10 protein-coding genes are annotated in these 10,421 nt (G+C 47.4%); 5 read left to right on the plus strand and 5 right to left on the minus strand.

Annotation, left to right across the window (positions count from 1 at the left end):
* Window positions 1-146: 146 nt before the first annotated feature.
* Both Q0P86_RS01875 and Q0P86_RS01880 read left to right on the plus strand, forming a co-directional pair.
* Window positions 147-635 carry an FISUMP domain-containing protein gene (locus Q0P86_RS01875; protein ID WP_295037048.1) on the plus strand — a complete coding sequence of 163 codons (489 nt, stop codon included), beginning with the start codon at window positions 147-149 and terminating at the stop codon, window positions 633-635.
* Window positions 632-1,651, plus strand: a complete 1,020-nt coding sequence (locus Q0P86_RS01880; protein WP_295037050.1) for a hypothetical protein — start codon at window positions 632-634, stop codon at window positions 1,649-1,651. Before Q0P86_RS01875 ends, Q0P86_RS01880 begins: the two co-directional genes overlap by 4 nt.
* Window positions 1,652-1,695: 44 nt before the next feature.
* On the opposite strand, the gene Q0P86_RS01885 is transcribed toward Q0P86_RS01880, so the two are convergent.
* Window positions 1,696-2,103, minus strand: a complete 408-nt coding sequence (locus Q0P86_RS01885) for a hypothetical protein (protein WP_290991097.1) — start codon at window positions 2,101-2,103, stop codon at window positions 1,696-1,698.
* A 208-nt stretch (window positions 2,104-2,311) separates the two neighbouring features.
* On the opposite strand from Q0P86_RS01885, the gene leuS reads away from it, so the two are divergent.
* Window positions 2,312-4,999 (plus strand): leucine--tRNA ligase, encoded by a 2,688-nt coding sequence (gene leuS / locus Q0P86_RS01890; RefSeq protein WP_295037053.1) that lies wholly within the window; start codon window positions 2,312-2,314, stop codon window positions 4,997-4,999.
* A 236-nt stretch (window positions 5,000-5,235) separates the two neighbouring features.
* Here the strand turns inward: leuS and Q0P86_RS01895 are convergent, their stop codons facing one another.
* The 4 genes from Q0P86_RS01895 to Q0P86_RS01910 all read right to left on the minus strand — a co-directional run bounded on the left by Q0P86_RS01895 (window position 5,236) and on the right by Q0P86_RS01910 (window position 7,288).
* A complete protein-coding gene (locus Q0P86_RS01895) occupies window positions 5,236-5,781 on the minus strand; it encodes a GSU2403 family nucleotidyltransferase fold protein (RefSeq protein ID WP_295037127.1) in 546 nt (181 codons plus the stop codon).
* A gap of 112 nt (window positions 5,782-5,893) precedes the next feature.
* A complete protein-coding gene (locus Q0P86_RS01900; RefSeq protein WP_295037055.1) occupies window positions 5,894-6,211 on the minus strand; it encodes a hypothetical protein in 318 nt (105 codons plus the stop codon).
* Between the two features lie 263 nt (window positions 6,212-6,474).
* A complete protein-coding gene (locus Q0P86_RS01905) occupies window positions 6,475-7,083 on the minus strand; it encodes a type IV toxin-antitoxin system AbiEi family antitoxin domain-containing protein (RefSeq protein WP_295037057.1) in 609 nt (202 codons plus the stop codon).
* A 52-nt stretch (window positions 7,084-7,135) separates the two neighbouring features.
* Complete coding sequence (locus tag Q0P86_RS01910) at window positions 7,136-7,288, minus strand: hypothetical protein (protein ID WP_295037059.1); 153 nt, start codon at window positions 7,286-7,288, stop codon at window positions 7,136-7,138.
* Between the two features lie 484 nt (window positions 7,289-7,772).
* On the opposite strand from Q0P86_RS01910, the gene Q0P86_RS01915 reads away from it, so the two are divergent.
* Both Q0P86_RS01915 and Q0P86_RS01920 read left to right on the plus strand, forming a co-directional pair.
* Entirely contained in the window at window positions 7,773-9,512 is a 1,740-nt protein-coding gene (locus Q0P86_RS01915; RefSeq protein ID WP_295037061.1) for a phosphoadenosine phosphosulfate reductase family protein, read from the plus strand.
* Window positions 9,513-10,421 (plus strand): DUF4007 family protein, encoded by a 909-nt coding sequence (locus Q0P86_RS01920; RefSeq protein ID WP_295037064.1) that lies wholly within the window; start codon window positions 9,513-9,515, stop codon window positions 10,419-10,421.

Raw genomic sequence — 10,421 nt, forward strand, 5'->3', positions numbered from 1 at the left:
TTGTCAAGCGGACCTGTCATGGGATGCCCAGATTTTATTGTTTTCTTTGTATAAAAAATTTATCGTTAATTTGCGCATTAGGTTTTTCCTTCTTCCTGTGCGCTTGCGGCGGGCACAGTGGCTCGACCGGTAGTGACGAGGTCGATTTGTCCAGTTCTTCGGTTGACGACTTCAATGTCGATGACTGTATGGATACGGCCGCTATCGGAAAAGGATTCGTTTCGGGGATGGGAGCCTCGACAATCGTTAGGGGCGTGCTGAACGATTTCAGAACCGGAAGGGATTACAAGACAATCCAGTTCGGTCCGTATGTATGGATGGCCGAAAACATGGATAACAGAAGCCGTTCGTCCTTTGGTGATTGCTATGACAGGGACTCGGTTTATTGCGAAAGTTACGGCGTGCTGTACAAGGAAGAATACATTGCCGGTGTCTGCCCGCGGGGTTATGACTTGCCTATGGAAGATGACTACAAGTACATGGTCCGGTTTGCGGGATCGCTTACGGATCCGGAATTCGGATTCAATCCGCAGATGGGTGGAAGCTGCGTCAAAGGGAAGGGAGAGTTTGTCTGCTCCCACCTGGGCTTGTCCGCGGATTTGATTACGGGTGATCGAAGGAATATATTTGTATGAAAGAGGGGTGGGGCACCCCGACATTGATTGCGGTGCATGATTCGTGTACCACTGCGCGCGAATACGAAGTCGTCGAGTTCGATGGTGAAAAATATGGCTGCCGAAACAAGAAGTGGAACCGCCTGTCGGGGGTTGCCGCGAAGGCGGGTTACTGCACTCCTGAAAGGGAAGGTGAATTTGTCCTTTGTTACGAGGAATCTGGGTTCAAGTGCGTGAAGGGGTTGTGGAATTCGGCTGGATTGTGGGAGGGCTTAGGTTCGTGCAATTCGTCGAACCTTGGGCAGAAGGAAGTTCTTGATGGTGTAACTTTCTTCTGTGCAAAATTCGGCTTGTGGCAGAGATTTACCGAAATGGAAGAAAAGTATGGGGAGTGCGACTCAAAGATACGAGGAGAGATTGGAACGCATAACGGCAAAAAATATGGATGCTCGCCTAGCCGCTGGAGAGAGGTAACTGCTGCCGACGAAGCCCTAGGTTTCTGTGACGGATCTGGCTTTACATGGAAGGAATATGCAGGCGTTGATGTCATCTGTGGCGATGGTAAAAAGACTTGGACGCACACTTCGGAGTGGGCGATGTATGGTGCTTGCGATGATCGCTACAAATGGAAATACGGACTCATCGTTGGTTACGAGGGAGAGCGCCTCTATTGTGATGACGACTTCTCTCTTTCGAATACGACGACTGCTTGGCATACGATTTCTCCGATAGATAGCGCCGCAGCAAAGGGGAAGAAATCCATTGTTGGCGGGTTGAGCAAGAAAATGACGGGGTACGATACCCTGCATACGGATGTTTGCGGTTTCTCGTCGATGCCGGTAGGCTATATCAAGATTTTCTACAGGAACGGAATAGACTATACCGAAGAACTCTCCATGGAACTTACGGGGTATTGGACCATGGTGCAGCTTGCCGATACTACGGCCGAAGCATTCATCTTCCGAGAAAATGGTAGCGGAGAGGCAAGACTTGAGGTGAAAAAGAATGGGTACCTAGTCCGTTGCGTCAAGAAATAGCTACTCTAGGGGCATTGGCGCCACCTAGGGCCTGTTGAGTTTTTTTAGGGCCAAATGGCGCTTTGTGTGGCAGGAGGCTCGAAACAGTAGCCCACGATTTCGTTTACGGTGCTTGCGAAGTGCTTGAGGGCGACTTCGGCGTCGGATGTGCGACGGATATAGCTCAGCTTGTTGTGGTGCCCGAAAATATTGTAGCGGGGGCCGCCCTTGCCGTGGTTGATTTCGAAACGGATGGAGGTGTCGGTCGGAATGCCCGCGATGTTGACGGTGTGCCGCAGGATGGTCTTGTCGTCGGTCTTGACGATGTTGATCAGGTTGCTTGAATCGATGTCGCTATGGCTTGCGGAAAACATATAGGCGCAGGTCGTTGACGAACGGAGCGATTCCATGATTTCTTCTTCGCTGAGGTTCTTTTCTTTGCCGAATTGGGTGTTGGTTGCTTGATTTTTCATGTGACGTTTCCTTCTTTGTTACGTCTATATATCGATACGAGTGGGAAAATTGTCAAATGATTTTGGAAATGAATTTTCTAAATTTTAACCCGAAAAATTTAATGAGGCTTTGTTGACGGCTGCTGATTGACCTGCTGACGACTTCTCTCGTCTCTCGTCTCTCGTCTCTCGTCTCTAGTCTGGCAGAACCAACCTGAGGTATAAAGCAATGGCAAAGTACAATCCGCAAGAGATCGAAACCAAGTGGCAAGCCTACTGGGAAGAACATCAGACTTTCAAGACGGGCACCGATAAGTCCAAGCCCAAGTATTACTGCCTGGACATGTTCCCGTATCCCAGTGGCGCTGGCCTCCATGTGGGCCACCCCGAAGGTTACACCGCAACGGATATCATTTGCCGCTACAAGCGCTCCAAGGGCTTTAACGTCTTGCACCCCATGGGTTGGGATGCTTTCGGTCTCCCTGCTGAACAGTACGCTATTCAGACCGGTACGCACCCGGCCATTACCACCAAGAAGAACTGCGACAATTTCCGCCGTCAGATCCAGCGCCTGGGCCTTTCCTACGACTGGGAAAAGGAAGTGAACACCACTGACCCCAAGTACTACAAGTGGACTCAGTGGATTTTCAAGCGCCTTTACGGCACCTGGTTCGATGAAGACCAGCAGAAGGGCCGCCCCATCGAAGAACTGCCCATCCCCGCCGACGTGGCTGCTCAAGGTGCTGCAGAAGTTCGCAAGTTCAAGGATTCCAAGCGCCTCGCTTACTACGCCGACGCTCAGGTGTGGTGGTGCAAGCACTGCAAGATTGTGTGCGCGAACGAAGAAGTCTTGAACGACGGCTCTCACGAAAAGTGCGGCACCAAGGAAGTAGAACGCCGTAACCTCAAGCAGTGGCTCATGCGCATCCCGCTGTATGGCGACCGCCTGCTGAAGGGCCTGGACAAGCTGGATTGGCCCCAGGGCGTGAAGGACATGCAGAAGAACTGGATTGGCAAGAGCTACGGTGCCGAAGTAGATTTTGCCATTGCCGATGCTAACGGCATGCCGACTGAAAAGAAGCTCCGCGTTTACACGACCCGTTGCGATACGCTGTTCGGTGCAACTTACATGGTCGTCGCCCCGGAACATGCCATGGTGCCGGAACTCACGACTGCCGAACAGAAGGCCGCCGTGGAAGAATACGTGCACGCCGCCGCATTGAAGAGCGACCTCGACCGTACCGAACTCGCCAAGGAAAAGACCGGCGTGTTTACCGGTAGCTACGCCGTGAACCCGCTGACCGGCACCAAGATTCCGGTTTGGGTGGCTGACTACGTTTTGACTGGCTATGGCACCGGCGCTATCATGGCAGTGCCCGCCCACGATACCCGCGACTTCGATTTCGCGAAGAAGTTCAACCTGCCCGTCATCTGCATCATGGAACCCGATGCAAGCTGCCCGGTCGACGTTCGCCCGAAGGTTCTCGCCGGCGAAGCCTGCTGGGCTGCCGACGGCACTTACATCAACAGCCAGAACGACACGCTTTGCCTGAACGGCCTCAACAAGAAGCAGGGCATCGCGAAGGTCATCGAATGGCTGGAAGCAAATAAGATCGGTAAGGCTACCGTGAACTACAAGCTCCGCGACTGGCTCTTCAGCCGCCAGCGCTACTGGGGTGAACCGTTCCCGATTATTCACTGGGAAGACGGCGAAATCTCTACCGTCGATGATTCCGAACTTCCGGTGCTCTTGCCGGAACTCAAGGACTACAAGCCGGGTGACGGCGGACAGTCACCGCTCGCAAACGCCACCGAATGGCTCCAGGTCACGGACAAGAACGGCCGCAAGGGTATCCGCGAGACGAACACCATGCCGCAGTGGGCTGGCTCTTGCTGGTATTACCTGCGCTACATCGACGCCTGCAATGGCGATGCATTTGTGGCAAAGGAACTCGAAAAGTACTGGATGCCTGTGGACCTCTACGTGGGCGGTGCCGAACACGCCGTGCTCCACCTGCTCTACAGCCGCTTCTGGCACAAGGTGCTCTTTGATCTCGGCCTCGTCTCTACCGACGAACCGTTCCAGAAGCTCTTCAACCAGGGCATGATTCTCGCCTTCGCTTACGAAGATGCCGCAGGCTCCAAGGTCCCCACCGACGAAGTGGAAGAAAAGAATGGCAAGTTCTTCAAGAAGGGCTCCGACATCGAGCTCAAGCAGATCGTGGCGAAGATGAGTAAGTCCCTGAAGAACGTGGTGAACCCGGATGATGTGGTCCGCGACTACGGTGCCGACAGTCTTCGTTTGTACGAAATGTTCATGGGCCCGCTGGACGCCGTGAAGCCGTGGCAGACCAAGGGCATCGAAGGCATGAACCGCTTCCTCGGCCGCGCCTGGCGTTCCGTGGTGGGCGACAGCGATGATGCCCCGGTGTTCGTTGACGAAACTGCTCCGGAAGCTATCGAGAAGGTGATGCACCAGACCGTCATCAAGGTCACGAGCGACATCGAAAACATGAGCTTCAACACCGCGATTAGCCAGCTGATGATCTTCAACAACGAAATGATGAAGATGGACAAGCGCTACCGCGAACCGTGCGAAACCTTCGTCAAGCTGTTGCACCCGTTTGCCCCGCATATCGCCGAAGAAATGTGGAGTATCCTCGGTCACAACGAATCGCTCACGAACGTCGCCTGGCCAGAAGCCGACCACTCCAAGGCCGTGGAAAACACCGTCGAGGTCGTGTTCCAGGTGAACGGCAAGGTCCGCGCCAAGGCAAATGTTGCTAAGGACATGGACAAGGCTGCTTTGGAAAAGCTCGCACTTGAAAATGAAAGAGTGAAGGAGTTTACTGCTGGTAAGACTGTTGTGAAGGTCATTGCTGTGCCGGGTAAACTCGTAAGCGTTGTGGTGAAGTAATGCGACCCTTGGTCGCGTCATCCTGAGCGGAGCCCGTAAGGGCGAAGTCGAAGGATCCAGACCCGCAAAAAAATTAGACCGTAGCCTAACCTGAGCTGCGGTCTTTTTTGTCACCAAAGATGTCACCAAAAATGTCACCAAAGATGTCACCAAAAGGGCATAGGTTCTTTCGGTGATAATTGACTTGTCTTACAGAAACGTCTAAAATCGACACTGTAGGGTAAAAAATATGGGAATTACGCTTCAAGTATCTTGACGATGTTCGGATATTTCGACTTTGTTTCCGAAAGAATTTTTTTTCTCCATTTCTGCGGAAACTCCGAATAAATTTCCTTGGTGCGCAGTGCTAAATCATTTCTGTCGATAATCAGGTCGCTCAGGGAACGGATTGTAGCCGCATCTTTCTCTTTCTTGGCTTCATCGTTCCTCAACGGTTGAACGAGAATCTTGTGTAGGACAAATGCTGAAATCTCGGGAACATTCAAAGAAATCCCATCAAAAGAAACTTGTTGCGAATATTTGCTTGCGATGTCCATGTAGGCGAGCATTTGTGCGGAAAGAGTCAGGTGCGGAACCTTTATCACGCTATCGCCATTTCTCATCTTGGCTACAAGGAATTCAATTTCCAAATCCTCGCATTCGTATTTCGTCAATCCCGACGCAATGTCATTCAACGGCTCGAAACCCAATTTTTCCAGGATATCGGGTATGTTGATTTTCGGAATATTCACATTGGGTTCACGAACCAGAAAGTCCAAATCGGTCGTGCGGAGCGCTGGAATTTCGGGGGCATTGTCCTAGACATGTTTGTAAACAAGCAAGCACCAGCTTCCAACAAGAATCAGTCTTCTCAGTGCGCCCGCATCTTGAAGTTGCGTCAGAATTTCGATAAAGTTATTTTCGGGCGAATTTTCCAAGACTTCTCCCTATTTCTGCAATGTCCTCTTTTACGCCCTTGACCTTGGATTTGAGATCCCTTCTCTTGGCGTCCTGCTCCTCAAACGACTTGGCCTTGGGACTGTCGCCTTGGCATAGATATTCCGTTACTACCCGGTCGCCTTTTCTTGAAACCAGGTAAAAGTAAATCTTCTGTCCGATTTTCTTTTTCCGTAGAGACCCTTTGGGGAGAGCTTCGAGCATGGCGGAATACTTCGCCTGAAGTCTTTCCAGCCGTTCGAGTTCTTCTTTCAATATTCCGCTCACAACGCTCATTACCCTACAATATATAAAATTTTAGTAATTGTAGGGTAAAAATTTGCTAAAATCAACATTTTTATCCTCCACAGAACATCAAAGACGCCACAATCCCCACGAAAATGAGTATTGGCAGCACTTTCAACAGTAAGGTGATGGCGCAGGCGGCCCCTGCGTCGCCAGCCCCGAAATGTTAGAAAATGCAATCGAGAATCTCTTTGCATGCTTCAATTGTTGCTTCAAACGTGATGCCTTTTGCAAACGAAGATTTTTTTTCGTAGTTAATCTTCATTCAGTACCACCGTCATAAGTTCCGCCACTTTGTTCTCTATTTTCAATATTTGGGCGTAATGGAGCAGGTTGCGGGTATTCTTGTCTTTTGATTTTGCGTAACGCCTGAGCGCCTTGCCGAAAATTTCGGCATCGATTTTTCGGCTGTTTTTGATGATGTCGCAAAGCGTTCGTTCCGTATCGAAGCATTCCACCAGATGTCCAAGCGAGGTCTTGATTTTGCAAATTCCAAGCCTGTAGGTTTCATCGCGAGAATCCGTGTGGATTGCGACGGAAGGGTTCGGAGAAAATGGCCTATAATTCTTGGGCCCGGTTACCTCGAAATAATCGGGTAGGCGGTCTGTTAGCCCATGCAAAAAGAGTGCGGAAACGTGCGAAAAGATGAATTTGGGATATTTGTATTGAAACACAAGATAATCGTCCAGAATCCATTGTTCTTGGGCGTAGAACCCTTTGTCTATCTTGACAAGACATTGCTTTTTCACGAAATCGGTCAAGAACCACGAGGGAATCCCGTGGCTATCAACTTGCTTCCGCGTGATATAGCCTCCGTTCGCGCTCAGCAATTTTTCCAGTTTCTTTTCGTTTGTTTCTTGCATTTCAAACCAAATATATAATAAAATGGTTGAAAAGGCAAGTTTTTATTTCTTTTTACCCGCTACAGAACATTAAAGACGCGAAAATCCCCACGAAAATCAGGAACGGCAGCACTTTCAACAGCAAGGTGATGGCGCAGGCATCCCCTGCGTCGCCAGTCCCGAAAAGGGCCAATATGCCAAGCACGATAAGGAAAGTTACCAGCATAGAACCTCGCTGGTACAAATATAAACACTGTAATTGTCAGAATATGACAATATAAGAAAAATGCGAAAATCAGTGTTTTAGGGTGATTTTTGCGAATTTTTTGGCTAAAGTGGCTCCAGTTTCGGGTTTGACACTCCACTGTCAAAATTATTATGTATTTTTAAAGAAAATAGAGTTTTGCTCTTGTTCTCTAGTTCGAAATACCGCTAAAACTTCAAACAGAGAGGAACAAGGCAACGCTCACGCGGACATGCCGTTTTGCGTCGTGTTCCATTGTATCATACCTGTAGCAATGCGGGTTTATGGTGCTTTGCCCTTTTATTCGCCTTTGGCGAAGATTTTGGGGCGTGGGTCGTTTCGCCTGTCTCTTTGTTGGGCACTTAGCGGTAGCCTCGGACTAAGACGGGTGGACCTGCGCCCCTTTTCTATTTCATGAAAATGCGCTACCAACTGTCAGTACAAGAGCGTGCTGGCAGAGGTTTGATTGACGAAGAAAAAGTCATCATTGCGTATTGATAATGAGGAACTGCATGAAAGTTCCGGTTTTCTATCTGCGCAAGTTTTTTGGTGTCAATCCTGTCGTGTTCCTATAATCACGCCTCCAGAGCAGATTAATGGTGTTAATGGCAAAAGCGTATGTCCGCATTGTCATTCAGCAACAACATTCCTATCAACAGATTTGCGCCCGGTCTTTCCAGAGGAAAGACTGCTGTTGGAACTCCTATTAGCTCACAATCAACCTTTGAAGTATTCGGAGTGCTCTGTGTGGGCTTTAGACAGTCGCTATTATATCGATGGAAAGATGAAATCTATTCCTTCGAAAACTTTCCGAACGGAAGATTGCGATGTCCTTTCCGCATTGATTAAGGAAAACGAAAAAGACAATAAATCTAAGAAAGTTCAAGCGTGTTTTGAAGACTTCACAAGCAAATTTATTGCTGCTAACAAAAATCGCCTAAATGCTTTGATTAACGAAGCGCACTCGTTTATCAAGCGAGAAGCTTCCAATTTTCCCGAAGAAAATATTGTTTTGTCGTTCTCTGGTGGTAAGGATTCTACTGTTACAGCGGATATTGTGACGAAAGCGCTTGGCAATCCGAGTCTTGTTCATATTTTCGGAAACACGACATTGGAATTTCCGCAAACGGTTGAATACGCAAAGAGATTTAAGAAGGACCATCCATTTGCAATTTTTGAAACTTCTATCAATGAAGATCAAAATTTTATGGATGTTTGCGAAGACATTGGTCCTCCGGCACGAATTATGCGTTGGTGCTGTTCGATGTTCAAAACAGGACCGATTACACGCATGCTGAATTCGCTGTATAGGAATCAGCAAATATTGACCTTCTATGGGATTCGTCGCGCAGAAAGCGCTAGCCGAAGCAAGTACAATCGTGTTGAAAGCGGCAAGGAATCCGTTAAAATTCAAAAGCAAACAGTGGCCTCTCCAATCATTGACTGGAAAGATATCGATATATGGCTTTATCTTTTGGCGGAGAATGTTGATTTTAACGATGCGTATCGTTTAGGATACGATCGCGTAGGTTGCTGGTGTTGTCCGAACAACAATCAGCGAGCTCAATTTTTGAGTAGAATCTACATGCCTGAAAATTCTAAGAAATGGCGAGACTTCTTAATCCATTTTGCTAAAAAAATCGGAAAGCCCGATCCAGAAGAATATGTGGATTCGGGAGCATGGAAAGCACGCCAAGGTGGAAACGGTTTGGCCGCTGCAGACGATGTCAAAATTAAGTTCACGAATTGCACCGCTGAAGACCATGCGAAAAATTACAGATTAGTACGTCCGTTTGATGACGAACTCGTGAATATGTTTGTGCCGTTTGGAAAGATTAATCGTGAATTAGGTAGAAAACTTCTTCATGAAGTTCTTGTACTTGATGTCCGTACAAATGTTCCAATCATTTCTCTCCAACCATTTACCGTTGATGGCTTTGAACATGCTGTAAAGATAAGAACAATGAATGTTGCGGATCATGACGATTTGCAAAGAAAAATTGCTTATCAGATTCGGAAGTTTAATGGTTGCAGAAAATGTTTGAAGTGCGAAAGCGTGTGTAAGGCTGGTGCAATTAGCATAACTGCTGATGGATATCACATTGATGAAAATAAATGCGTTCATTGCAAAATGTGTGTAAACCAATCTGTTTTAGCAATGGGATGTTTGATGGGAAAGTATTTGAAAACGAAAGAGGTTCGTTAGATGAAATTTAGAGCTCATGAGACGTTTTTTATCCGTAAAGGTTGGCTTTCTAAGGGAATCAAATATGTTGAGCAGACCGAAGGTCGAGTTTTTATAGATAAAGAAAACAATCCGATGGATGTGCTTGGAATTGGCAGTAATATGGTTAAGTCCCTTCGTTACTGGATGCAGGCCGTTGGCATCACGTATGAAAACGCCGCAACAAAGAGAGTTCAGAAATTTACAGATTTGGGAAATTTAATTCGAGAAAATGACCGCTATATTGAGGAATTGGGAACGCTTTTGTTGCTTCACTATGAACTAGCGACAAATAAAGAACTTGCCACCAGTTGGTATGTATTTTTCAATGAATTCTTGATGAGTGAGTTTACACAAGAAGATTTTCTGAATTTTATTCGAAGTTACATTTCGATGAATGTTGGTGAAGATGAAAAAGAATCTGGAACCACAAGAACACTGGAAGATGACTTTAATTGTATTGTAGGAACATATGTTCCCCGTTATAAATTGAATCCCGCAAAGGTTTCTGCTGAAAGCAATATCGATTGTCCGTTTGGTGAGATGAACCTTATTGAAGTACTGAATAAGAGAGATAGTGTATATAGGAAGAATATTCTGAGTGCCTCGTCATTTAATCCTTGGATTACACTAGCCCTAATTCAGAAGAAACATTGCGGAACAGAGGAAATTCTACTGAAAGACTTGCTATTGACTTCAGAAAGTATTGGGAAGGCTTTCAATCTTGATTCTATAACATTGCTTGAAGTTTTACGAAATCTTGAAAAACTGGGCGAAGCGAAGATTATTAGAACGGCAGGGCTGGATGTCGTAAGGATTAAGCATCCAGAACTACAATACATTGATTGCGTTCAAAAGTATTACGAATCCATTGCAAATGAAAGGGCTTAA

The sequence above is a fragment of the uncultured Fibrobacter sp. genome, assembly GCF_946062555.1.
Classification (GTDB): domain Bacteria; phylum Fibrobacterota; class Fibrobacteria; order Fibrobacterales; family Fibrobacteraceae; genus Fibrobacter.